At 37.6% G+C, this 24,310-nt stretch carries 21 protein-coding genes; 20 read left to right on the forward strand and 1 reads right to left on the reverse strand.

Annotation, left to right across the window (positions count from 1 at the left end; genetic code table 11):
- The first annotated feature begins 182 nt into the window (after positions 1 to 182).
- Positions 183 to 1,205 carry a branched-chain amino acid aminotransferase gene (locus tag E7B10_RS00710; protein WP_077708344.1) on the forward strand — a complete coding sequence of 341 codons (1,023 nt, stop codon included), beginning with the start codon at positions 183 to 185 and terminating at the stop codon, positions 1,203 to 1,205.
- A 142-nt stretch (positions 1,206 to 1,347) separates the two neighbouring features.
- Here E7B10_RS00710 and E7B10_RS00715 read toward each other — a convergent pair whose 3' ends face one another.
- Positions 1,348 to 1,740 (reverse strand): thioesterase family protein, encoded by a 393-nt coding sequence (locus tag E7B10_RS00715; RefSeq protein WP_024062426.1) that lies wholly within the window; start codon positions 1,738 to 1,740, stop codon positions 1,348 to 1,350.
- A gap of 274 nt (positions 1,741 to 2,014) precedes the next feature.
- Between E7B10_RS00715 and E7B10_RS00720 the strand changes: the two genes are divergently transcribed.
- From E7B10_RS00720 to E7B10_RS00810, 19 genes are all read left to right on the forward strand, one after another.
- On the forward strand, positions 2,015 to 2,752 hold the full coding sequence (locus tag E7B10_RS00720) for a TVP38/TMEM64 family protein (protein WP_060918806.1): 738 nt from the start codon (positions 2,015 to 2,017) through the stop codon (positions 2,750 to 2,752).
- 56 nt (positions 2,753 to 2,808) lie between these two features.
- Positions 2,809 to 4,002, forward strand: a complete 1,194-nt coding sequence (locus E7B10_RS00725; RefSeq protein WP_101928188.1) for a PLP-dependent aminotransferase family protein — start codon at positions 2,809 to 2,811, stop codon at positions 4,000 to 4,002.
- Between the two features lie 120 nt (positions 4,003 to 4,122).
- On the forward strand, positions 4,123 to 4,956 hold the full coding sequence (locus E7B10_RS00730; RefSeq protein WP_287511225.1) for an Mrp/NBP35 family ATP-binding protein: 834 nt from the start codon (positions 4,123 to 4,125) through the stop codon (positions 4,954 to 4,956).
- Positions 4,957 to 5,192: 236 nt separating this feature from the next.
- Positions 5,193 to 6,593, forward strand: coding sequence for an anion permease (locus E7B10_RS00735; RefSeq protein WP_101928189.1), 1,401 nt, complete (start codon positions 5,193 to 5,195; stop codon positions 6,591 to 6,593).
- A 234-nt stretch (positions 6,594 to 6,827) separates the two neighbouring features.
- On the forward strand, positions 6,828 to 8,177 hold the full coding sequence (locus tag E7B10_RS00740) for a M18 family aminopeptidase (RefSeq protein WP_287511227.1): 1,350 nt from the start codon (positions 6,828 to 6,830) through the stop codon (positions 8,175 to 8,177).
- A gap of 281 nt (positions 8,178 to 8,458) precedes the next feature.
- Complete coding sequence (locus tag E7B10_RS00745; RefSeq protein ID WP_287511228.1) at positions 8,459 to 11,905, forward strand: pyruvate carboxylase; 3,447 nt, start codon at positions 8,459 to 8,461, stop codon at positions 11,903 to 11,905.
- Between the two features lie 198 nt (positions 11,906 to 12,103).
- Entirely contained in the window at positions 12,104 to 12,595 is a 492-nt protein-coding gene (nrdR, locus tag E7B10_RS00750; protein ID WP_004692976.1) for a transcriptional regulator NrdR, read from the forward strand.
- A 60-nt stretch (positions 12,596 to 12,655) separates the two neighbouring features.
- The gene (locus E7B10_RS00755) at positions 12,656 to 13,582 is read left to right on the forward strand and encodes a dipeptidase (protein WP_101928192.1); all 927 of its coding nucleotides are present in this window, start codon (positions 12,656 to 12,658) and stop codon (positions 13,580 to 13,582) included.
- Positions 13,582 to 14,151 (forward strand): D-sedoheptulose 7-phosphate isomerase, encoded by a 570-nt coding sequence (gene gmhA, locus E7B10_RS00760; RefSeq protein WP_008600733.1) that lies wholly within the window; start codon positions 13,582 to 13,584, stop codon positions 14,149 to 14,151. The genes E7B10_RS00755 and gmhA overlap by 1 nt, the downstream gene beginning before the upstream one ends.
- 93 nt (positions 14,152 to 14,244) lie before the next feature.
- Positions 14,245 to 15,723, forward strand: a complete 1,479-nt coding sequence (rfaE1, locus tag E7B10_RS00765; protein ID WP_101928193.1) for a D-glycero-beta-D-manno-heptose-7-phosphate kinase — start codon at positions 14,245 to 14,247, stop codon at positions 15,721 to 15,723.
- Positions 15,720 to 16,685 carry an ADP-glyceromanno-heptose 6-epimerase gene (rfaD, locus tag E7B10_RS00770; protein ID WP_101928194.1) on the forward strand — a complete coding sequence of 322 codons (966 nt, stop codon included), beginning with the start codon at positions 15,720 to 15,722 and terminating at the stop codon, positions 16,683 to 16,685. The genes rfaE1 and rfaD overlap by 4 nt, the downstream gene beginning before the upstream one ends.
- Positions 16,685 to 17,179 carry an HAD family hydrolase gene (locus E7B10_RS00775; RefSeq protein ID WP_287511229.1) on the forward strand — a complete coding sequence of 165 codons (495 nt, stop codon included), beginning with the start codon at positions 16,685 to 16,687 and terminating at the stop codon, positions 17,177 to 17,179. The genes rfaD and E7B10_RS00775 overlap by 1 nt, the downstream gene beginning before the upstream one ends.
- A gap of 70 nt (positions 17,180 to 17,249) precedes the next feature.
- Positions 17,250 to 18,269, forward strand: coding sequence for a glycosyltransferase family 9 protein (locus E7B10_RS00780; RefSeq protein WP_004697170.1), 1,020 nt, complete (start codon positions 17,250 to 17,252; stop codon positions 18,267 to 18,269).
- On the forward strand, positions 18,269 to 19,309 hold the full coding sequence (locus E7B10_RS00785) for a glycosyltransferase family 9 protein (RefSeq protein WP_156697498.1): 1,041 nt from the start codon (positions 18,269 to 18,271) through the stop codon (positions 19,307 to 19,309). Before E7B10_RS00780 ends, E7B10_RS00785 begins: the two co-directional genes overlap by 1 nt.
- A gap of 4 nt (positions 19,310 to 19,313) precedes the next feature.
- The gene (locus E7B10_RS00790; protein WP_156697499.1) at positions 19,314 to 20,297 is read left to right on the forward strand and encodes a 3'-5' exonuclease; all 984 of its coding nucleotides are present in this window, start codon (positions 19,314 to 19,316) and stop codon (positions 20,295 to 20,297) included.
- 71 nt (positions 20,298 to 20,368) lie between these two features.
- Complete coding sequence (locus E7B10_RS00795; protein ID WP_156697500.1) at positions 20,369 to 21,760, forward strand: aminopeptidase; 1,392 nt, start codon at positions 20,369 to 20,371, stop codon at positions 21,758 to 21,760.
- Positions 21,761 to 21,810: 50 nt separating this feature from the next.
- On the forward strand, positions 21,811 to 22,188 hold the full coding sequence (locus E7B10_RS00800; RefSeq protein ID WP_004692986.1) for a hypothetical protein: 378 nt from the start codon (positions 21,811 to 21,813) through the stop codon (positions 22,186 to 22,188).
- 131 nt (positions 22,189 to 22,319) lie between these two features.
- The gene (locus E7B10_RS00805; protein ID WP_004692987.1) at positions 22,320 to 23,297 is read left to right on the forward strand and encodes an ABC transporter substrate-binding protein; all 978 of its coding nucleotides are present in this window, start codon (positions 22,320 to 22,322) and stop codon (positions 23,295 to 23,297) included.
- 26 nt (positions 23,298 to 23,323) lie between these two features.
- Complete coding sequence (locus E7B10_RS00810) at positions 23,324 to 24,304, forward strand: ABC transporter substrate-binding protein (RefSeq protein WP_155086254.1); 981 nt, start codon at positions 23,324 to 23,326, stop codon at positions 24,302 to 24,304.
- Positions 24,305 to 24,310: the final 6 nt, after the last annotated feature.

The raw sequence follows: 24,310 nt of genomic DNA on the forward strand, positions 1-24,310 counted from the left end.
GTATAGCTGGTGGCCTATTTGATAATATACATATCTATTAATATGTTACCTATGTATAGATGATATATCTTAATAGATACTATATCTGTATATATAATTTATCATCTCTATAGAATCTATTGAAAATACAAGATGATAGTGATAAGATTAAGTGTATATCAATATAAATGGAGGTTATTGTTATGAGCAAGAATATCGATTGGGATAATCTCGGTTTTGGTTATGTAGAAACCGAATACCGTTATTTGACTACATATAAAGATGGTAAATGGGACGAAGGTGGTTTAATTACTGATGCTAACGTTGTCCTTAATGAATGTGCTGGAGTATTCCAATACGCTCAAACTGTCTTTGAAGGGTTGAAAGCATACTACACAAAAGATGGTCATATCGTATGCTTCCGTCCAGATTTGAATGCAGAACGTTTGAATCAATCCTGTGAACGCCTTGTAATGCCTACATTACCTGAAGGTCGTTTCCTCGAAGCTGTAAAAGAAGTTGTAAAAGCAAATAAAGACTTTGTTCCTCCATATGGTCATGGTGCAAGCCTTTATATTCGCCCTTACATGATGGGTACAAACTCCGTTATCGGTGTAAAACCTGCTGATGAATATCAATTCCGTGTGTTTACAACACCAGTAGGCCCTTACTTCAAAGGTGGTGCTAAACCAATCAAAATTCGTATCACTGATTTTGATCGTGCAGCTCCTCATGGTACTGGGCATATTAAAGCTGGCTTGAACTATGCTATGAGTTTGTATGCTATCACTGATGCTCATAACAAAGGCTATGCAGAAAATATGTATCTTGATGCGGCTACTCGTACACATGTAGAAGAAACTGGTGGTGCTAACTTCATCTTCATTACTAAAGATGGTAAATTAGTTACACCTAAATCTGATAGTATCTTGCCATCCATTACACGTCGTTCGTTGATGTATGTGGCAGAACACTACCTTGATATGACTGTAGAACATCGTCCTGTTCATAAAGATGAATTAAAAGACTTTGCTGAAATTGGTCTTTGTGGTACAGCGGCTGTTATTTCTCCAGTAGGTCAAATCGATACTCCAGAAGGCACTATTAATGTTCCTGCTGGCATGGATGATATGGGTCCTATCACTAAAAAATTATATGACACATTACTTGGCATTCAACATGGTGAAATCGAAGCTCCTGAAGGCTGGGTAGTTAAAATTTGCTAATTCTTTAGTAGATTATATAATTTAATATGTAAATAGAAACGGCATCTGTCATTTGATAGATGCCATTTTTGTTTTGTATTTTATTATTTTAATAAAGTAAATAAGATATTAGCAATAAACCTATTAGTAAAATAGTAGACTATTAGTTAGATTTTGCTCTACTATGCACCTTAGCCATAAATTTTTCGTTGTTAATAACAAATCGTTCATGTGTGCCACGACCAATAATACCAACACCATCAGAGGCTTCAATATCAAATGTTATTTTACGACCTTCTACAGCACTTACAGTAGCTTTTGCTGTTACTGTTGCGCTTAAAGGCGTAGGGGCCTCATGAGTAATAGATAGGGAGATACCTACTGTGCCTTCACCGTCCTCTAAATATGGCTGTACTGCAGCTTGTGCAGCTTCCTCCATAAGTGCACACATCGCTGGTGTAGCAAAGACCTCTAAAGAACCAGACTTCATTGTTTTTGCAATATTAGATTCAGTTACTATAACTGTTGCTGTAGCTGTTTGACCTGCTGATACCATATTATACCTTCTTTCACTAAGAATATTCTCATTATACTAGTATTATACATCTAAAGTTAATTATTATGCTATTGGAATTATATATATTTTAACTGGTAATACCTTAGGAAATAGAATGTTTATGCTCTAAAAACAATAGTTTTAACCGGTAGAAATTAGATAAATAGAGTATTAAAATTGCTATTCAGATTAGAATTAAAGAAATGTAACTAGTTATAACTCTTCTATAGAATACGTGATATAATGAAGCTAGTCTTTTTAATACGAGGTATATATGAGTAAAAGAAATTTAAAACCTTCTGGTGAAGGTTGGGTACAGTTAATAGCAGGTATTGGTTTCATTGTTTTATTAATTGTCATAAATATAGTAGATCCTACGTTTTATCCGACTATGTGGCACTTGGCAACGAGTGGCTCTATGGAGGAGGTAGCGGAGTATATTCAAAGCTTTGGTCCTATGGCCATGGTGGTGAGTATGGTCCTCGATATTTTTGTTAATGCCGTAGGCTTTTTACCGTCAATTTTTATATCTACAGCTAATGGTCTAGTATTTGGTATGTGGCCTGGGATTATTATCTCTTGGCTTGCTGAGACGATTGGCGTAGTCATTAGCTTTTATATTATGCGTTACTTCTTACGTGATACAGCGGACAAGTTGATTGCTAAGAGTACAGTATTGATGAAAGTAGATGATTTTTCTGGTAAAAATGGTTTTGTGGTCATGTTATTTGCCAGATCTTTACCATATTTTCCATCTGGTGTTATCACAGCATTGGGTGCCATTAGTAAAATCAAACCGAGAGATTATATCTTAGCGAATTTAATCGGTAAATTCCCATCTACAGCTCTTGAAGTAGCTATCGGTACAGATATTGTAAACTTCCAAGAGAATATGGGGCGCTTAGGAATCATCGTAGTTGTTGCAGGGGTTGTATACTTTATTCTTTGGAAAGTATATAAGAACTACATCAATAAGAAAAATGCTGAACAAGAGCATGATCCTAATGCTTAACAATTTCTAATTAATTAAATGTTATTCAATTTAGTATATATGAAAGAGGCGATAGTATGAGCTTTTCTCTTCCTGAACGTGTAACTTTAAAAGGTCCTAATTTTATTCGTGAAGTATTTGAACGTGGTGTAGGCGTGGAAGGATTTATTAGTTTTGGTATTGGTAATCCTGCGCCTGAAGCGATTCCTGTAGAGATTATCGAAAAGGCTTTTGATGAAGCGGTTCATTCCAATCCTATGAGCCTTTTACAATATGGTCCAATGCAAGGTGATGCACATTTAGCAGAACTTACGTTAGAACGTTTAGTACAAACTCATAAGATGAATCCAGAAGGACAAGGTCTCATTATTTCCAATGGTGCAGGTCAATTATTAGGTCTTGTACCGATTACTGTATTAGAACCTGGCGATGAAGTATACATGGATGAATTCACTTTCACTAGTGCAATCAATTCTGTACGTAACATGGGTGGTAAAGCATTAGGTATTAAAACTGACGAGCACGGTATGATTCCAAGCGAATTAGAAAAAGCGGTCCAATCTGGTAAAGGTAAATATATTTATCTAATTCCTAACTTCCAGAATCCAACAGGCATTACTATGCCTTTAGAACGACGTAAGGAGATTTATGCTATTGCATCTAAATATGATTTATTTATCTATGAAGATGATCCATATGGTGAAATTCGTTTTGCTGGCGAATATATCCCAACATTTAAATCCTTTGATACAGAAGACCGCGTTCTATATGCAGGTTCTTATTCTAAAACATTATCTGCAGGCTTGCGTGTAGGCTTTTTATTTGGTCCGGCCAAGGTAATTGAGGCTATTCAAGCATTAAAGAATAATACGGCAGGACAAATGCCATTAGTCACTCAAAAGGTGGTAGCGAAGGTTCTTGATACCATTGATTACGATGCTCATTTAGATAATGTACGAAAAGTATATAAAATGAAATGTGAGGCTTTACTTAACGCTTTTGAAAAGTATGCGAGTTCTAAAGTTCATTTGACACAACCTACAGGTGGTATGTTTGCATGGATGACGATGCCTGAGGATGTAGATTGTGATGTATTCTTTGAAACTTGTATGGATCGCAATGTAGGGATTATTAAATGTGGTGCCTTTGCAGCAGATGGGGCAGGAGAAGGCCATGCATTTCGTTTGAGCTATACGGTACCAACAGTAGAGGAAATTACAAAAGGGATGGAAATTCTCGGCGGGTTAACTAAAGAATTTTGTGGTGAGTAATATATTGATAATTTTTGATATAACGTGATACAATGTAGGCGTAGATACATTGTGTTTACCATATAAAAAAGTTTTTAATATAGATGTGAGGTATAGCCTCAAAGAAAGTAGGTGTTTACTATGGGTTGCGGTAGCAGCAGTGATTGTGGCGGATGCCCATCTCAATCTTCTGGTTGCGGTGGTGGCGCGTCTCAACAACCTCAAGATCTTACAGCTCAATTACACGAGCTTAGTTCTGTTAAACATGTAATTGGTGTAGTATCTGGCAAAGGTGGCGTAGGTAAATCCTCCGTTACCAGCTTGATGGCCATTACAATGGCGCGTAAAGGTTACAAAGTAGGTATCCTCGATGCGGATATTACAGGTCCTTCTATTCCTAAGATGTTTGGCATTAAGGAAAAGGCATATGCTGACGAAATCGGTATGTATCCTGTAAAATCTAAAGGCGGTATTGACGTTATGTCTGTTAACCTCCTTTTGGAAAACGATACAGATCCTGTTTTATGGCGTGGTCCTATTTTAGGCAATGTTGTAAAACAATTTTATACAGATGTTATTTGGAAAGATATCGATTATTTATTTGTTGATATGCCACCAGGAACAGGTGACGTTGCTATTACTGTATATCAATCCTTGAAATTGGACGGTATTATTATCGTTACATCTCCTCAAGACTTGGTATCCATGATTGTTGAAAAAGCAGTTAAAATGGCTGATTTAATGCAAGTACCTATTATTGGTGTGGTGGAAAACTACTCTTACTTCCATTGCCCAGATAACGGTAAGGATTATCAAATTTTCGGTGAAAGCCACATCGAAGAAATCCTTCAAAAATATGGTCTATTATTGTTGAACCGTTTACCAATTGATCCGACTATTGCAGACCTTTGTGATAAAGGTGATATTGAGTCTATCGAAAAAACAAATTTAGAGGACGTATCTCTACCTGAATAGGATTCATATGATGAAAGCTGTGCATACTTAGTAATGCACAGCTTTTTATCAAATCTTTTTATCGTGAAGTATATTATATTTATGGTAAGAAGCTAGAATTATATCTTTAATTCTCATACTACAGAAATACTGAACATAGTTAGTATAGATTTTTATTTTTCTTAAAATGATACCATAGGGGGTACTGGCATTTTATTGGATGAATGTTAATGTTTTTCTAAGTAGGAGGTATGTGTATGAAAAAACTATTGAACTGGATCATTCCGGCAGCCTTTGGTTTAGGTCTGTGGTTTGTTCCAACTCCAGAGGGATTAACTCCTCAGTCATGGCATTTATTTGCAATCTTTGTAGCTACTATCGTAGGCTTCATTACTCAGCCCTTACCGATTGGTGGTGTATCTATCGTTGTTATTACTGTTGCTGCATTGACAGGTACATTAAAGATTAGTGAAGGTATTTCAGGTTTTGCTAACTCTGCGATCTGGCTAATTGTAGGTGCTTTTTTATTCTCTCGTGGCTTTATTAAAACTGGTTTGGGTAAACGTATCGCTTATAATTTGATTTCTGCTTTTGGTAGTAGTTCCTTGCGTTTGGCCTATGCATTGGCTTTGTCTGATTTGATTTTAGCTCCCGCAACACCATCTAACACAGCTCGTGTAGGCGGTGTAATCATGCCAATTACAACTAGTTTAGCAAAAGCTTTTGGTTCTGAACCACAAGATGGACCTCGTAAAATCGGTTCTTTCTTGATGCAATCTATTTATCAAGTAAATACGATTACATCTGCTATGTTCCAAACATCCATGGCTGGTAATACATTGGTTGCTGCATTGGCACTTCAATCCTTTGGTATTGGTATTACTTGGGGTGACTGGGCTATGGCAGCTATCGTTCCTGGTATCATTGCATTGATTATTATGCCGTACTTTATTTACAAAGTGTATCCACCGGAAATTAAAGATGCTCGTGAAGCTCAACAAATGGTTCGCGAAGAGTTAAAAGGTCTTGGAAAGATGTCTTTCCAAGAATGGATAATGCTTGGCGTATTTATTTTAGCATTAGTTTTATGGGCTACGTCTCAATTCACAAAACTCGATGCTACAACTGTTGCATTTTTAGGTATTTCTATTTTACTTGCTACAGGCGTTCTAATTTGGGACGATGTTAAGAGTGAAAAGGGCGCTTGGGATACCTTAGTTTGGATGGGGACATTGATGGGCTTTGCAGGGTTCCTTTCCAAATTGGGCTTTATTAAATGGGCTACACTTCAAGTTGGTGGTTATATTCCAGAAGGATCTTGGGTAATTGCCTTTGTTGTAGCTGTTCTTGTTAATACATATGCTCATTATGTATTTGCCTCCTTAACAGCGCATATTTCTGCGATGTTCGTAGCATTCTCTGCAATCGCTATTTCTGCAGGTGCGCCACCAATGTTGACATTGTTGATGATTGCATTCACATCTAACTTGTGTATGTCTTTGACTCACTATGCAGCAGGTCCATCTCCAGTAATCTTTAATACTGGTTATGTTCCTCAAAATACATGGTGGAAACTTGGTTTCTTCACATCTGTAATCAACTTAATCATCTTTATGGGTCTTGGCTCTGTATGGATGAAGTTGATCGGTATGTGGTAAAATCCGATACTGACAATTTTATATGGTTGTAATAGATGTACTTTAAAACTTATTTGATTTAGAGTGTTATGCATTTACAATGTATACAAAAGCCGTCCCGATAGGGGCGGCTTTTTTGTGATAAAATATGAGTAGTTAATAGATAATTAATGTAAATATTGTAAAATAATATACATAATAAATTATTCAAGCTAATTGTACAAATTTTATATGATTTGTGCATAGGAGGGACCTATGAAGTTTGATAATGAACAGTTATTAAAGTATATTGGCGCTTGTACATCTCCGTATCATACAGTAGATACGAGTTTACAAATGCTATTGGACTCAGGTTTTACAGAACTCAGTTTAGAAGAGGCGTGGCAGTTAGATTCTGGTTCATATGTAGTTAATGTATTTGGCACCACCTTATTTGCCTTTCATATAGGTAAGAAACCAGAACATACATTACGTATTGCGTCAGCTCACACCGATTTTCCTGCTATACGTGTGAAGCCAAACCCTATAACCTCTGTGAAAGGATACACAAAGTTAAATGTAGAAATGTATGGCGGTCTTATAGAAAATACATGGCTTGATCGTCCATTAGGTGCAGCAGGTACGGTTGTGTTAAAAGGGAAAAATGCCTTTGACGTAGATTCTGTTCTAGTCGATACAAAACGGCCTATCGCTATTGTCCCAAACCTAGCTATTCATATGAATCGCTCTGTTAATGATGGGGTTAAACTAAATCGTCAAAAAGAAATGCTTCCTATATTGATGATGGAACGTAATAATGAAGATAATCCTACAAAAGCTTTAAATAATAGAAATAATCCAAGTTTATTTTCAGAATCAGATACTCAATACGATGAGTGGACAAAGTTTTTAGCTGATGAAGTAGATTGCGATCCTTCCGAAATATTATCTTATGAAATGACTTTATATCCTACGGAACAAGGCTGTGTACTCGGTACGGAAGGTGATTTCATTAGCTCACCTCGTTTAGATAATTTAACATCTTGCTTTGGTGTATTATCTGGTATTATTCAAGCTCAAAAAATGAATGTCAATGGTGTTCGCTGTGCTATACTTTTTGATAACGAAGAGGTTGGTAGTCGTACGAAACAAGGTGGGGCTGGCATGATATTACCAAATCTCGTTAAACGCGTGTATGACGCATTAGGATATTCTAATCAAGAGATGGACAGCTTTATCTCTAAGGGCTTTATGATTTCTTCCGATGTAGCGCACGGATTACACCCAAACTATCCAGAGAAAAATGATATTACGAATATTCCTGTACTTAATAAAGGGTTAGCCCTCAAGATTGCATGTAGCCAATCTTACGCCGGGGATGCTAAGGCCATTGCTATCGTTAAAGGCCTTTGTGAAGAAGCGGATGCACAGTATCAGATTTATGTAAATCGTTCGGATATTCCAGGTGGATCTACTGTAGGTTCTATTTCATCAGCTATGTTACCAATGCGTACTATTGATGTAGGATTGCCTCTTTTAGCAATGCATTCAGCTAGAGAATTGATGGGGGCAGCTGATCAAGAGCAATTAAATCGATTAATGAATCATTTTCTAGGTGGTAAGTAATATAAAATGGAATTTATTCGATGTGCATTATTGAAAGACATATGATTTTTTGTAATGAACAGTAAAAAATATATTTTATACTTTCATAATTGGTATAATCCTTTAAATATAATGAAAATATTGTATAATAAGTATATATTATTATGAATATAAAACCTTATCATAAATTTTGATGAGGCTTTCCGCAATATTGATTTATCTATAAGTATAGGAAATATTCATATATTAATAAAAATGAAAGCTGATAGTTCACATTTGTGGAAGCTAGTAGGAGGCAATACATGAGAAAAATTAAATCCGTATTGGTTGCCAACCGTGGAGAAATTGCGATCCGCGTGTTCCGTGCATGTAATGAAATGGGGATTAAAACTGTAGCCATTTACTCTAAAGAGGATACATTATCCTTGCACCGTAACCAAGCCGATGAAGCCTATCTCGTAGGGGAAGGTAAAAAACCAGTTGACGCATATCTTGATATTGAAGATATCATCCGTATTGCAAAAGAACATGACATCGATGCTATCCATCCAGGTTATGGTTTCTTATCTGAAAATGAAGGCTTTGCTCGTCGTTGTGAAGAAGAAGGTATTATCTTTATCGGGCCTAAAATTAAGCATTTGAATATGTTTGGTGATAAAGTAAACGCTCGTGAGCAAGCTAAATTAGCAAAAATTCCGATGATCCCAGGTTCTGATGGGGCTTTAAAAGATTATGCTCAACTAGAAGAATTTGCTGATACACATGGTTTTCCATTGATGATTAAAGCCGTTAATGGCGGCGGCGGTCGTGGTATGCGTGAAGTTCATCATAAAGAAGACCTTCGAGATGCATATGATCGTGCTAAATCTGAAGCGAAAGCTGCGTTTGGTGATGATGATGTATATGTAGAAAAACTTATCGTAGAGCCTAAACATATTGAAGTTCAAATCTTAGGTGACGAACATGGCAATGTAGTTCATTTGCATGAACGTGATTGCTCTGTTCAACGTCGTCACCAAAAAGTAGTTGAAATGGCGCCAGCCTTTGCGTTGTCATTAGAAACTCGTAAAGCTGTATGTGATGCTGCCGTTAAAATCATGAAAAATGTTGGCTACGTGAATGCAGGTACTGTAGAATTTTTGGTAACTGCTGATGGTAGCTTCTACTTTATCGAAGTTAATCCACGTATTCAAGTAGAGCATACTGTAACAGAAATGATTACAGATATTGACATTGTTCATGCTCAAATTAGAATCGCTGAAGGCTTTAGTTTACATAGCCCTGAAGTAGGTATTCCTGAGCAGGATAAAATTCCTTGTAAAGGCACTGCTATCCAATGTCGTATTACCACAGAAGATCCTAAAAACAACTTTATGCCTGATACCGGTAAAATCTTAGCGTACCGTAGCTCTGGTGGTTTTGGTATCCGTCTTGATTCTGGTAATGCTTTTACAGGTGCCGTTGTAACACCTTACTATGACTCCTTGCTTGTGAAAGCGACAGCATTTGGTCCTAACAACGAAGAAACTATTCGTAAAATGCTTCGTTGCTTAAAAGAGTTCCGTATTCGCGGTGTAAAAACAAATATTCACTTCTTGATTAATGTATTGGAACATCCTGAATTCCAAAGTGGTTCTTACAATGTAAACTTCATTGAAGAACATCCTGAATTATTCGAATTGAAACCAGATCGCGACCGTGGTACTAAATTATTACGTTACATTGCTGATGTTACAATTAATGGCTATTCTGGTGCAGGAGCTCAAGAGGTTCCTGACTTTGAACCGATTCAAATGCCATCTACTTTGGATGTAAGTCCAGCATCTGGTACAAAACAAAAATTTGATGAACTTGGACCAGATAAATTCAGTAAATGGTTATCGGAACAAAAACAAGTATTCTTCACTGATACCACTTGGCGTGATGCCCATCAATCCTTGTTTGCTACACGTCTTCGTACAATCGATATGGCTCGCGTAGCTGGTCATGCTGCAAAAGGTGTACCTAACTTATTCTCCTTAGAATGTTGGGGGGGTGCTACTTTTGACGTATCATACCGATTCTTACATGAAGATCCGTGGGAGCGTTTGCGCATGTTCCGTCGTGAAGTGCCAAATACATTGCTTCAAATGCTTCTTCGTGGTGCAAATGCCGTAGGTTACACATCGTATCCAGACAACGTAGTTCGTCAATTCATTCAACGGGCTGCTGCTAATGGTATTGATGTATTCCGCGTATTTGATAGCTTGAATAGTCTTGATAATATGCATGTTGCTATCGATGAAGTGCGTGCACAAAATAAAATAGCTGAAGTTGCATTGTGCTATACTGGCGATATCCTTGATGGTGCTCGTACAAAATACAACTTGGACTATTATGTAAATATGGCAAAAGAGCTTGAAAAAGCTGGTGCCAATATTATTGCCATTAAAGATATGGCCGGCCTTTTAAAACCACAAGCTTCTTATAACTTGGTATCTGCCTTGAAAGATGCTGTCTCTGTTCCAATTCACTTGCATACTCATGAAGGCTCCGGTAACTCTATCTATACATATGGCCGCGCTGTAGATGCTGGTGTTGATGTAATCGACTTAGCATACTCAGCATTTGCTAATGGTACTTCTCAACCTAGCATGAATTCCATGTACTATGCATTGTCTGGTCATGAACGTCAACCAGAAATGAACATTGATTACATGGAAGAAATGTCTCATTATTTTGGTAGTATCAGACCATATTACAAAGGTGTAGATAAAGCAGAAGCATATCCTAATACTGAAGTATATCAACATGAAATGCCAGGTGGACAATACTCTAACTTGCAACAACAAGCTAAAATGGTAGGGCTTGGTGATCGTTGGACAGATATTAAGAAAATGTACCACCAAGTAAACATGATGTTTGGTGATATCATTAAAGTTACACCATCCTCTAAAGTGGTAGGGGATATGACATTGTACATGGTACAAAACAACTTAACTGAAAAAGATATCTACGAAAAAGGCGATGTATTGGATTTCCCTCAATCCGTAGTTGAATTCTTTGAAGGCCGTCTTGGTACTCCATATCAAGGCTTCCCTGAAAAATTACAAAAAATCATCTTGAAAGGTGCTCGCCCAATCACAGTTCGCCCTGGTGCTGTATTACCTCCAACAGATTTTGAACATATTCGTCATGAATTAAGCGAAATGGGAGCCCAAACAACTGATGAAGATATTAGTGCATATTGCTTGTATCCTAAGGTTTACCAAGATTACAATAAATTTGTAAAAGACTTTGGCGATGTATCTGTATTAGATACTCCAACATTCTTCTTTGGTATGAAACGGGGCGAAGAAATTCAAGTAACTATTGAAAAAGGTAAAACACTGATTATCAAGATGAATGGTTTCTCTGAACCTGATGAAGATGGTAACCGCATCGTATTGTTCGAGTTTAATGGTCAACCTCGTAGCATTAAGGTTCATGATAAATATGCTAAGACAACTGGTGTTGTTCGTCGCAAAGCAGATGAATCTAACCCTGGTGAAATAGGTGCTACATTGTCTGGTTCCGTTGTTAAGATCCTCATTAAGAATGGTCAATCTGTAACTAAAGGTGAACCATTGATCGTTACAGAAGCAATGAAAATGGAAACAACAATTACAGCTCCTATCGACGGTATCGTAGAAGAAATCCTTGTACGTGAAGGTAGCCGTATCGAATCTGGTGACTGCTTGCTTCGTATTGAAGATGCTTTAAAACGATAAGCTAACAATCATTTAAAATTAAAAATATTATTTCTCAAATATTTCATAAAATGAAAAATTGAAGAATAATGGAAGAATCCCTAGGAAATCCTAGGGATTCTTTGTATTTTCAAGGGTTTCATGGTACTATATAATATAGAGAAAATGGGCGTATTATGCGTTATTTTAGAATGATTAGTAGAAAAGGAGTAGTAACAGATGAGATGTCCTTATTGCCAACACACAGACACGAAGGTAACAGACTCTAGAACGACTGATGAAGGTAATAGTATTCGCCGTCGCCGTGAATGTATCAATTGTGGCCGTCGCTTTACTACCTATGAAATTATAGAAGAAGTACCACTAATGGTATTGAAGAAAAATGGACGACGTGAATTATTTGACCGCGGTAAGCTCCTAAATGGGTTATTGCGCTCTTGTGATAAGCGTACAGTTCCTATGTCTGTGATGGAGCAAGTAGTTAATGATGTAGAGCGTGACATTCGGAATGAAATTAACCAAGAGGTTACAACTGATCGCATTGGTGAGCTTGTGTTACAACAACTGAAAGACATAGATCAAGTTGCATATGTTCGTTTTGCCAGTGTATATCGTAAGTTTGATAATATTGATAGCTTTATGGAAGAGTTAAAGGCTCTGAAGAAGTTAGACGCTAAAAAGCCGAAACGCAAACCTGTCGTAGAAGAATAATTGTTTTTGTATTACTGATTGGTTATACATAGTTTTGAAATTAGCGATGTGTGAGGCTTTATGATAGATTTACATTGTGATACGATGATGCAATTGCTAGATCATCCTGATAGTGGTGATTTATATCGTAATACTTGGAAAATAGATATAGAAAAATTACAAAAGGCTCATAGCAAGATACAAGACTTTGCACTCTTTATTAATATGGGGGAGACGAATGACCCTTATGGTCGCTATGAAGAGATGCGTAATTTGTGTGTATCACAAATTCATAACTATGGAGAGCACATACAACATGTGCTCTCTTATCAAGATGTAGAGTCTGTATACAAGTCTGGTAAGATTGGGGCGCTCATGTCTATTGAGGAAGGTGGCGTGCTAGGTGGCGATTTAAATAAACTTAAACAAGCTTACCAAGATGGAGTCAGACTTATAACGCTAACATGGAACTATCCAAATGGACTTGGCGAGCCACACTGTGGTGAGCAACATAAAAAATTAACATCTAAAGGTGTTGAATTTGTAGAAGCTATGCAAGAGTTAGGGATAATTGTTGATTGCTCACATCTTAATGATGCTGGTACAGAGCAACTAGGAGATATTCTAGATGTTCCTTTTATAGCATCTCATTCAAATGCACGGGAAGTTCGGGCTCATACGCGAAATTTGCCGGATAATCTTATTAGACTTATCGCTAATAAGGGAGGTATTATAGGACTTAATTTTGCTCAGAATTTTCTCGGCACATCGCCAATTAGTCGCATTGAAGATATTGTTAAACATGGTCTATATTTCATCGACAAGGGCGGTGAAGATGTAGTGGCATTAGGAACTGATTTTGATGGGATTCCACCCAACACAGAGATTGCAGATATGTCTCAAATGAGTCGTCTTTATGATGCTTTTAAAGAGGCAGGATTATCTGTGGAGCAGTGTGAAAAGTTGTTCTGGAAAAATGCAGATAGACTACTAAAGGAGATTTTATAATGACTGATTTAAATCCAATCATTGCTGATCGTTTTACTGAGCATCTTGAAGTGTTTGGTAAGACGATGGAACATATGGATACCATTCAAGAAATTGGGTATCGCTGTAAAGCGGCTTTAGAAAATGGTAATAAAATTTTGTTCTGTGGTAATGGTGGCTCTGCGGCGGACTCTCAACATTTAGCAGCTGAATTGATTTGTCGCTTTAAAAAGGAACGGCGCTCTCTTGCAGGCATTGCATTAACTACTGATACATCTGCATTAACAGCTATTGCGAATGACTATGATTTTGAATCTGTTTTTGCACGTCAAGTAGAAGGTTTAGGCCGTACAGGTGATGTCCTCATCGGTATTTCTACATCTGGTAACTCTAAGAATGTTGTAAAAGCTGCAGAAATGGCCCGTTCTATTGGTATGCATACCATTGCTTTCACTGGGGAAGGCGGTGGCAAACTAGCCGAACTATGTGATATTACACTGGCTATTCCCAGTAATGTGACAGCGCGCATTCAAGAAATGCATATCTTAGCTGGGCACATTATGTGCGAAATTATTGAAGAAGACTATTAACCGACAGGTTTTTACTCATAGATACACATTGTTTCAATTAAAAATTTATTTAAATTAGGAACATATGTAATTTTGATAAGGAATAGGTGGATTATGATAAATACTACCATTAGTCAGTTTTTAACAAAGCAACTGCCAAACTTGAAGATTGCCGTTGTAGGCGATGTAATGGTAGATCGTTATGTGTTTGGTGATGTAAGTCGTATTTCTCCAGAAGCACCGGTTCCTGTAAACCGCGTGTCCAAGATGAAAGAGGTCCTTGGTGGAGCTGGTAATGTTGCATCTAATCTGTCTAATTTAGACTGTAAGGTATACCTTGGTGCACTAGCAGGTAATGATGATCATGGCCGTTTATTAAAAAATTTACTTGATACTGATAAAATCGATACGACTGGTTTAATCACTAGTGATGACCGCTCTACTATTACTAAGATGCGCATATTGGGTGATCGTCAACAGATGATGCGCCTTGATTTTGAAACGATTACAGATTTAACCGATCAAGAAGAACAACAATTGTCTGTTTGGCTGGAAAATCTATGTAAAGAGGGTATTGATGGTATTGTCGTATCTGACTATGGTAAAGGCGTTTGTACACCTACCTTGTTGAAGACAATCTTTAGTTTGGCTAAGGAATATGGTGTTCAAACTATCGTAGATCCTAAGGGGGCAGACTGGTCTAAATACAATGGTGCTACATGTATTACACCGAATGTGAAAGAACTTGGCGAATGTGTAGGCCGTACGTTAGAAAATGATGATGCTACTATCGTAGAGGCTGCTAAGTCTGTACTTGCTACTGTAGATTTAGACTATATTGTGGCTACTCGATCTGCTAAGGGTATTACGGTTATTGCAAGGGATGGCCGTACATGGCATAATCCTGCTACTCAACAAGAGGTATTCGATGTGAGTGGTGCTGGAGATACCGTTGTATCCATGATGATGACCTGTCTTGCAAGTGGTTTATCGATGCGTTTAGCCTTACATATCGCCAATGGTGCAGCGGGTATCGTAGTATCTAAGGTTGGTACGTATCCAATACATCGTTCTGAGTTATTAGACTTATGGCATTCCTATAAACATAGTATTCAATCTAAGCCATTATATACGAAGGAAGAGATGAAAGAACTCATTTCACAATGGCAAAGCAAAGGTGAAACTGTAGTGTTTACAAATGGTTGTTTTGACATTCTTCACCGTGGACATATCACGTATTTACAAGAAGCTGCGCAGCTAGGTGATCATTTAATCATTGGATTAAATTCTGATTCATCTGTTCGACGTTTAAAAGGAGAAACACGGCCCATCGTAAGTGAAGCGGATAGAGCGGCCTTGTTGAGTGCGTTGCAATGTATTGACGGTGTAGTACTATTTGAAGAGGATACACCGGCTGAATTATTAGCGTACTTGCGTCCCAATACTCTTGTTAAGGGCGGAGATTACAAAATAGAAGATATTATTGGACGCGAGTCCGTTGACAATGTAGAGGTTCTTTCATTTAAAGAAGGTTACTCTACATCAGATATTGTAGGGAAAATAGCCACTATGGCTAAGGAGGGCAAATTATGATTATCGTAACAGGTGGTGCTGGTTTTATTGGCAGTAATATTGTGAAAGCACTGAATGATCGTGGTCGTACAGATATTCTCATCGTAGATGATCTTACAGATGGTCGTAAGATTCGCAATATTCAAAATCTAGAATTTCTAGATTACATCGATTGTGATGATTTTGATTGTGCTATTGCTGATGGTACATTCGACGTTGGCCCTATTGAAGTCGTATTCCATGAAGGTGCTTGTGCAGACACAATGGAATATAATGGCAAATACATGATGAAGAACAACTATGAAGGTTCTAAAAATCTATTCCATTATTGCCAAGACCGTCGCATTCCATTCATCTATGCCTCCTCTGCATCTACCTATGGTAATGGTACACATGGTTTCGTAGAAACGCCTGAAGCTGAAGAAGCACTTAATCCATATGCGTATTCTAAATTGTTATTTGACCGTTATGTACGTAAATATGAAGGTGAATATACTGCACAAGTTGTGGGGCTACGTTATTTTAACGTATATGGTCCTAATGAAGCCCATAAAGATAAAATGGCTTCTTTAGTACGTCAAATGTTCTACAAAAATAAAGAAACAGGTATTATTAATCTCTTTGAAGGTACAGATGGCTACGAAGATGGTGGTCAAACACGTGACTTTATCTATGTAAAAGACGTAGTTAATGTAAACTTCTATTTCTGGGAGCATCCTGAAATCTCTGGTACTTTTAACTGTGGTACAGGTAATGCTCATAGCTTTAACCAATTCATGCAAGCTGTTATCGACTACAATGGTCAAGGCAAAATTGAATATGTGCCATTCCCAGAGGTGTTAAAGGGTAAATACCAAAGCTTTACAGAGGCTGATACTACTAAGTTGTTAGCTGCTGGCTATGATAAAGGGTTCCATAAAATGGAAGATGCCGTTAAAGAATATTGTGAACTATTAGATAATAACGAAGGGTATTTACGCTAATGCGCAAGGTATTATTTTTAGATCGCGATGGTGTTATTAACAAGGATGTTAGTTATCTATATAAAATCACCGATTTAGAGTGGGTAGATGGTGCAAAAGAGGCCCTTGCTTATGCTCATAGTAAGGGCTATGATCTCATTGTAGTGACAAATCAGAGTGGTGTAGCTCGTGGTTACTATAAAGAATCTGATGTTCAGATTTTACATGACTATATGGCTCATGAACTAGATTGCAGTGGAGCACCGATTTTACATTTCTATTACTGTCCACATCATAAAGAAGGTATTGTTCCTCTCTATGCAGTAGAATGTGAATGTAGAAAGCCTAAACCTGGCATGATTAAGCAAGCTATTAAGGATTATGATGTAAATATATCAAATAGTTTTCTTATCGGTGATAGTCAGCGTGATGTTGATGCAGCTGAGGCTGCTGGCATTAAGGGGTACTTATTTAAAGGCTCTAATCTATTGGATTTCATTAAAACAATAATTTAATCATTTATTCCATTTAGTTTATTTCGGAAGAATATATTTGGGTTTGTTGTGTTGTATTTGGGGAGGCTATATGAAAGATTACAAGAATATACTCATCATCAAGATGAGTTCCTTAGGTGATGTAATTCACGCATTGCCTACCTTGTACGCTGTGCGCAAGAATTGGCCTAATGCTCGTATTACATGGGCTATTCATGAGCAATTCGCTAGCCTCTTACCTGGTACACCATGGGTTGATGACGTGATTATCATTGACAAAAAACAACTAAAGAAGCCTACGTATTTATATCAATTGCGCAAGGAGCTACATAGTCGTCATTTTGATATGACCTTAGACCTTCAATGCATCGCTAAAAGTGCTATTGTTTCTTTATTATCTGGTGCCCCTGAAAAATATGGCTACTGGGAGCTTCGTGAGGGCAGTAATCTTGTTAATAAAGCCTTAGTAGGTGAGCATAAATACGACCATGTTATCGAACGGTATCTTGATACTGTACGTGCACTTGGTGGCGAGGTAGAGGAGATTGAATTTCCTATGCCAGCTTACGTTGAGGCTGAGAAATCCATAAAACAAAAGTTGAAATGCCATGGTGTAGATGATGAATATATTGTAGTTGTACCAGGGGCACGATGGATTGTTAAGGAGTGGCCACTTCTAAATTTTGGAGAACTTTGTATTCGTTTATGTGAATCTGGTAAGAAGGTTGTTATTGCCGGTGCTCCTGATGATGTAGATAAAGGTGCTTTCATAGAAAATTATGTAAAACATAAGAATCTCATCAATTTAGTGGGATCTACAACCATGCCTGAACTCATTGAGTTGATTCGTCATTGTCAGATTTTTATTAGTGCCGATACGGGACCATTGCATATTGCAAATGCTTTGAAGCGTCCTTTGATTGCCATGTTTGGTACAACATCACCTAAGCGTACAGGTCCTTATGGTGGTAGTCATGTACATCTCATTATTTCACCTACTTCTAAGGCTACACCTGAGCAACCACTAGTAGATGATCCAGACTGTATGGCACAAATTCCTGTAGACGCGGTATGGTCAGTGTATGAACAAGTACTTGGAAAGGAACTATAATGGAACTAGATTATAAGCGCATTGTGGTAACCTTTTTAATGCATTTAGGCGATGTTATATTAACGACTCCGTTTTTAGAAGTGCTTCGCAAAGCGGCTCCTCATAGTCATATTACGTATGTAATAGATGAAAAATTACAACAAGTAATGGAATATAATCCAAATATTGATGAACTTATTGTTGTAGATAAAAAAGGGCGCCATAATAGCATCTCAGGTCTCAATGAAGTGGCTCGTGAAATCAATGCTAAGGGAAAACCTGACATTGTCATTAATTTACATCCTAATGAGCGTACTTCATATTTAGCCTGGAAGATTCATGCACCTATTACAACTGGTATGAGTCATTTCCTCTTTAGACCATTCATGACAAAGTATACGCGCTTAGATCGTAAAACTCGTCATGCTGCGGATATGTACATTAATGTACTAGAGCAATTAGGTGTAACAGATACTTCTAACTCTGGTTTACATATTGAGACCTGTGAAGAATGGCGCCGTCAGGCTCAAGAGTTTTATTCTGGTCATGGATTAACTGATACTGATATACTCATTGGTTTTAATATCGGTAGCGCCGTTCCTGAGAAACGTTGGCCAGCTGAACGATTTGCTCATGTAGCAGATTACTTTGGTCGTTTAGGTTATAAGACGGTTTTCTTTGGCGGACCTATGGATCTTGAAATGGTGCATCCCGTAGTAGAACAAATGGAAACAAAGCCTATTGTGGCTACCGGAAAATTCCAGTTAGGCCCTTTGGCAGCGGCTATGAGCCGTTGTAATCTATTAATTACTAATGACTCTGGACCAATGCATGTAGGAATTAGTCAAGGTGTGCCAATTGTGGCACTGTATGGTCCATCAAATCCATTCTTTTATGGACCTTATCAAGCTCATGCTGTCGTTTTAGAAACGATGGATTCTTATGAGATTGGTAAAAGCATGAAGAAAATTATTAAAGAAGGAAATTATAAAGGATTATCTGTAATTTCTGAAGAACAGGTTATTAAAGCAGCGGAAACATTGCTTTTAGAATCGAAATAAACATATGAACTATATTGTATTTGATTTAGAATGGAATCAACCCTATAGCAATGATATTAGCTTTATGAAGCGCACAAAAATGCCGTTGACAGGGGAAATCATTCAAATCGGAGCGGTAAAACTGAATGAAAAGATGGACATTATAGATCATTTTACGATGTTCATCAAACCTCAATATCTGCCACGGATGCATAAACATGTGCGTGAGTTGACAGGGATAAGCACCCATGAGCTCAATCATGGTGTGCCATTCAAGACGGCTATGCAGTACTTTCAAAAATGGTGTGGTGATGAATATATGCTGCTTTCTTGGGGATCAGACGATATTCTTATCCTACGCGAAAATCTTATGCTTCATAAGATGAAAGCATTATCTTATGATCAATGGGTAGATGCGCAAATGATTTATTCTTATCAACGCTATGGAACAAATCAGCAGTACTCTGTGGCACATGCTATGGAGGATCTTAATATATCAACGGAGCATCTATCTGCTCATAATGCCTTGCATGATGCAGTCTTTACAGCTCACATTTGTCAGTCTTTAGATATCGCACAAGGAATTTTGCATTATGATCTAATTCGCAAGGAAAGTAGTAATCCTTTCCTATATCCTCCTATTCTTACATTTTTTATGTATGAAAATTTTTCTGAGAAAAAACGTATTGTTCATGATAGAAGAGTACGTATGTCCTTCTGTCCGTACTGTCAAACACGTTTAGAAATGACAAGACCTGAACGATTACAAGGGGATAAGCACCTAGCCATTGGAGTATGTCCTAAACATGGCGATTTTGCGGTGCAACTTAAAGTTGGAAAGTATACGATTAAGTCTGGCAGTAGTAAATTCTATGTTACTAAGGTACTGACCCATTGTACGGATGAAATTCGTTCTCTATATACTCAGAAGTCTGAAATCAATCGCGAAAAAGAGCGAAAATATTTAGAGTATCGTAAGGCGGAACAAGAAAAAGTCCGCCAAAAATAGTTATGTAAATTCAAGTTCATTTTCTGAACTGTACTATATATTAGGATATGAACTTTTAGAAAGGATAGATTATGGAACGTAAATATGCATGGCATAATTATGATGATGCCACTGTGGAAAAAGTATATGCTTTAAGTGATACATATCGTCAATTTTTAGATAATGGTAAAACAGAACGTGAATGCGTTGTACAAGCTGTAGAATTTGCAGAAGCAAAGGGCTACGTAAATCTAAATGACATTATTAAAAGCAATACGTCAATCAAAGCTGGTGATAAGATTTATTACACACATATGGATAAATCTATTGCTTTATTTAATATTGGTACTGATGATATTGAATTGGGTATGAATATTTTAGGTGCTCATATTGATTCTCCACGCATCGATGTAAAGCAAAATCCACAATATGAGGATAGTAATTTAGTATTTTGGGATACTCATTACTATGGAGGTATTAAAAAATATCATTGGGTAGCTATGCCTCTTGCTATTCATGGCGTTGTGGTAAAAACAGATGGTACACATATCAACATTAATATTGGTGATAAGGAAAACGATCCTGTATTCTGCATTACTGACTTGTTACCTCATTTGGGTCAAGAACAAATGCAAAAGAATGCAGCTAAGGTAATTGAAGGGGAAGCTCTTGATTTACTAATCGGTAGTCGTCCAGTTAAAGACGAAGAAAAAGAAGGGGTTACTAAATTTATTAATAACCTGCTTGAAAAAGAGTATGGGTTTATAGAACGCGACTTACTGTCTGCAGAATTAGAAATTGTACCAGCTGGTAAAGCACGTGATATGGGCTTTGATCGTTCCATGATAATGGCGTATGGCCAAGATGACCGCGTGTGCGCTTACACATCCTTGGTAGCAATGCTTGAGGTGGATAATGTAAAGCGTACTACTTGTTGCTTACTTGTAGATAAAGAGGAAATTGGTTCTGTAGGTGCTACAGGCATGCAATCACGTTTCTTTGAAAATGCAGTGGCTGAAATTTTAACACTTATGGGTAAACCTAATTCTGTAAGTGTACGTCGTACGTTAGAGAAATCTCGTATGTTGTCCTCCGATGTAAGTGCAGGCTACGATCCGCTTTATGCATCGGCGTATGAAAAGAAAAATGCTTCTTACCTTGGTATGGGTGTAGTATTTAATAAATTTACAGGCTCTCGTGGTAAAGCTGGTTCTAATGATGCTAATGCTGAGTATATGGGCTTTATTCGTCGTGTCATGGAATCTAACAATGTAACATACCAAACAGCAGAGCTCGGTAAGGTTGATTTAGGTGGTGGTGGCACCATCGCGTACATCATGGCTCTTTATGGTATGAATGTCATCGACTGTGGTGTAGCCGTACTTAGCATGCATGCTCCTTGGGAGGTTACATCTAAGGCTGATATTTACGAGGCTAAACAATGTTATGTGGCGTTCTTAAATGCAGCTGATGAATCAATCTAAGATAATGGGGCTTTCACCAATGGTGAAAGTCCATTCTATGTGAGGTGTATATGAAGCAAACAGAATTAGGCGCAGCTATAGAGTCTGCGAAAGGAGAGGCTACAGAGGTCAAGACTGTAAAGGTAGATATCTTTGACATCCCTGAAACGAAGGTTGAAGAATATATTGCTAATCGTGAAGAGGTAGCAAAAGCAGCAGCGCAGGTTATGAGACCATACTGTGTTACTGTAAAACGTGAAACCTTAGATCCTGAAGAAGGGGAAGCAGTGGTTGGTTACTATGTAACGGGTGAAATTCTAATGTGCGTCATCTTGGACCCATTTGAAGTGCCTGTTATGAAGGTAGCTCTCGATAAAGGGACTCTTAAGGACTATATTTTAGCAGCTAATGATTTAACAGAAGACATGTTAGCGTCTCTTGAAAAGTAAAAGGATTTCGTATCTTAATGTGTTCTATAAATGGACAAATGTAAAATACTTTAACCTGCTACATTGATGTAGTAGATAAATTTGTTTATAATAAAAGTATTATAATCTTTGCAGATAGGAAGGAAATCCCCATGAACTTGAAAAAAGGTATTGCTTTGGCGCTCACAGCGACAGCATTGTTGGCGTTTACAGGCTGTGGCTCAAATGGAACTACATCGAATGGTGAATACAAAGTTGGTGTTGTACAACTGGTAGAACATCCTGCATTAGATGCGGCAAATAAAGGTTTTGTTGATGCGCTAAAAGAAAAAGGTCTAGCAGAAAAGATTACTTTTGATCAACAAAATGCACAAGCAGATCAATCTAATTTGAATAGTATTGCACAACGTTTCGTATCCGATCGGAAAAACTTGATTTTAGCAATTGCTACGCCAGCGGCTCAATCCATGGCGAATGCAACTCATGATATTCCAATCTTAGGTACAGCTATTACTGATTACGAGGCAGCTAAACTTGTTAAATCTAATCAAAAGCCTGGTGGTAATGTGTCTGGTACATCCGACATGAATCCAGTAGAGCAACAAGTAGATTTGATTTTACAAGTAATGCCGAATGCGAAAACAATTGGCACTATTTATAGCTCTAGCGAGGTAAACTCTCAAATTCAAGTGGAGAAGATGAAAGCTTATGCAGCTACAAAAGGCATTAAAGTTGAAGAAGTTACAGTTTCCAATGTAAACGATATTCAACAAGCGGCACAAAATCTAGTATCTCAACGTGTGGATGCAGTTTATGTGCCAACAGATAATGTGGTAGCTTCAGCGATGAGCAATCTTGTAGCTATTACCGATCCAGCAAAAATTCCTGTGTTTGGCGGTGAAGATAACCACGTAAAAGGTGGGGCAGTTATGTCCTTGTCTGTAGATTACTACAAACTCGGGTACCAAACCGGCTTAATGGCAGCTAAAATTTTAACTGGTGAAGCTAAAGTTGAAGATATGCCTATCGAAATGCAGAAAGAATTTAAATTAGTTGTGGGAAAAGATAAATTAGAAAAATTGGGCATCACCTTACCAGAGGATTTGATGAACAAGGCGACTATGATTTAATACATATCTGGTAAGGAGTTTTATACATGAACTGGAAAAAAAGTATTGCAGTGGCACTTAGTGCCATCGCTGTTATGGCAATGGTAGCAGGTTGTGGTTCCAATACCGCAACTAATGACCAAAAGAAAATTGGTGTTATTCAATTAGTAGAACATCCATCTCTTGATGCTGCTAATAAAGGCTTCGTAGATGGTTTAGCAGCTAAAGGATATAAGGATGGTCAAAATATTAAAATTGACCAACAAAATGCACAGGCCGATCAATCTAATTTAAATAGTATTGCACAACGTTTCGTATCTGATAAAAAAGATTTAGTATTAGCTATTGCAACGCCTGCGGCTCAGACGATGGCAAATGCTTCTCATGACATGCCAATCATGGGTACAGCTATTACAGACTACGTGACAGCTAAACTCGTTCAATCTAACGAACACCCTGGTGGTAATGTATCTGGTACATCCGATATGACACCTGTTGAAAAAGAGGTTGATCTTATCATAGCATTAGTACCGAATGTAAAGCGCATTGGTGCCATTTATACATCCTCTGAAATCAACTCCCAATTGCAAGTTGAAAAAATGAAAGCGTATGCTGCTACAAAAGGTATTACTGTTGTAGAAGCAACTGTTTCCAATGTAAATGATATTCAACAAGCGGCTACCAATCTTGTAAATCAAGATGTACAAGCTATTTATACGCCAACAGATAATGTATTGGCATCCGCTATGGCTAACTTAGCACAAATTACAGATGCTGCTAAAATTCCAGTATTTGCTGCCGATGAAGGTATGACAATGACTGGTGGTGTAGCAACGTATTCTGTTGATTACTATCAATTGGGTTATCAAACAGGTTTAATGGCTGCTAAAGTTCTTGCAGGAGAAGCAAAAATTGCAGACTTAGCTATTGAGACACAAAAAGAGATTAAGTTAACTGTTAACGAAGAACGTGCTAAAAAATTAGGTATTACGATTCCTGAGGCTCTTCGTAAAGATATGAAACAATAGAGGAGA

It is taken from the genome of Veillonella sp. (assembly GCF_032470285.1).
In the GTDB taxonomy this organism is placed as follows: domain Bacteria; phylum Bacillota; class Negativicutes; order Veillonellales; family Veillonellaceae; genus Veillonella.

Excerpts from the sequence above, each read along its gene's own strand:
- E7B10_RS00710 (WP_077708344.1), top strand. The coding sequence starts at position 183 with ATGAGCAAGAATATCGATTGGGATAATCTCGGTTTTGGTTATGTAGAA.
- E7B10_RS00715 (WP_024062426.1), bottom strand. The coding sequence starts at position 1,740 with ATGGTATCAGCAGGTCAAACAGCTACAGCAACAGTTATAGTAACTGAA.
- E7B10_RS00720 (WP_060918806.1), top strand. The coding sequence starts at position 2,015 with ATGAGTAAAAGAAATTTAAAACCTTCTGGTGAAGGTTGGGTACAGTTA.
- E7B10_RS00725 (WP_101928188.1), top strand. The coding sequence starts at position 2,809 with ATGAGCTTTTCTCTTCCTGAACGTGTAACTTTAAAAGGTCCTAATTTT.
- E7B10_RS00730 (WP_287511225.1), top strand. The coding sequence starts at position 4,123 with ATGGGTTGCGGTAGCAGCAGTGATTGTGGCGGATGCCCATCTCAATCT.
- E7B10_RS00735 (WP_101928189.1), top strand. The coding sequence starts at position 5,193 with ATGAAAAAACTATTGAACTGGATCATTCCGGCAGCCTTTGGTTTAGGT.
- E7B10_RS00740 (WP_287511227.1), top strand. The coding sequence starts at position 6,828 with ATGAAGTTTGATAATGAACAGTTATTAAAGTATATTGGCGCTTGTACA.
- E7B10_RS00745 (WP_287511228.1), top strand. The coding sequence starts at position 8,459 with ATGAGAAAAATTAAATCCGTATTGGTTGCCAACCGTGGAGAAATTGCG.
- nrdR (WP_004692976.1), top strand. The coding sequence starts at position 12,104 with ATGAGATGTCCTTATTGCCAACACACAGACACGAAGGTAACAGACTCT.
- E7B10_RS00755 (WP_101928192.1), top strand. The coding sequence starts at position 12,656 with ATGATAGATTTACATTGTGATACGATGATGCAATTGCTAGATCATCCT.
- gmhA (WP_008600733.1), top strand. The coding sequence starts at position 13,582 with ATGACTGATTTAAATCCAATCATTGCTGATCGTTTTACTGAGCATCTT.
- rfaE1 (WP_101928193.1), top strand. The coding sequence starts at position 14,245 with ATGATAAATACTACCATTAGTCAGTTTTTAACAAAGCAACTGCCAAAC.
- rfaD (WP_101928194.1), top strand. The coding sequence starts at position 15,720 with ATGATTATCGTAACAGGTGGTGCTGGTTTTATTGGCAGTAATATTGTG.
- E7B10_RS00775 (WP_287511229.1), top strand. The coding sequence starts at position 16,685 with ATGCGCAAGGTATTATTTTTAGATCGCGATGGTGTTATTAACAAGGAT.
- E7B10_RS00780 (WP_004697170.1), top strand. The coding sequence starts at position 17,250 with ATGAAAGATTACAAGAATATACTCATCATCAAGATGAGTTCCTTAGGT.
- E7B10_RS00785 (WP_156697498.1), top strand. The coding sequence starts at position 18,269 with ATGGAACTAGATTATAAGCGCATTGTGGTAACCTTTTTAATGCATTTA.
- E7B10_RS00790 (WP_156697499.1), top strand. The coding sequence starts at position 19,314 with ATGAACTATATTGTATTTGATTTAGAATGGAATCAACCCTATAGCAAT.
- E7B10_RS00795 (WP_156697500.1), top strand. The coding sequence starts at position 20,369 with ATGGAACGTAAATATGCATGGCATAATTATGATGATGCCACTGTGGAA.
- E7B10_RS00800 (WP_004692986.1), top strand. The coding sequence starts at position 21,811 with ATGAAGCAAACAGAATTAGGCGCAGCTATAGAGTCTGCGAAAGGAGAG.
- E7B10_RS00805 (WP_004692987.1), top strand. The coding sequence starts at position 22,320 with ATGAACTTGAAAAAAGGTATTGCTTTGGCGCTCACAGCGACAGCATTG.
- E7B10_RS00810 (WP_155086254.1), top strand. The coding sequence starts at position 23,324 with ATGAACTGGAAAAAAAGTATTGCAGTGGCACTTAGTGCCATCGCTGTT.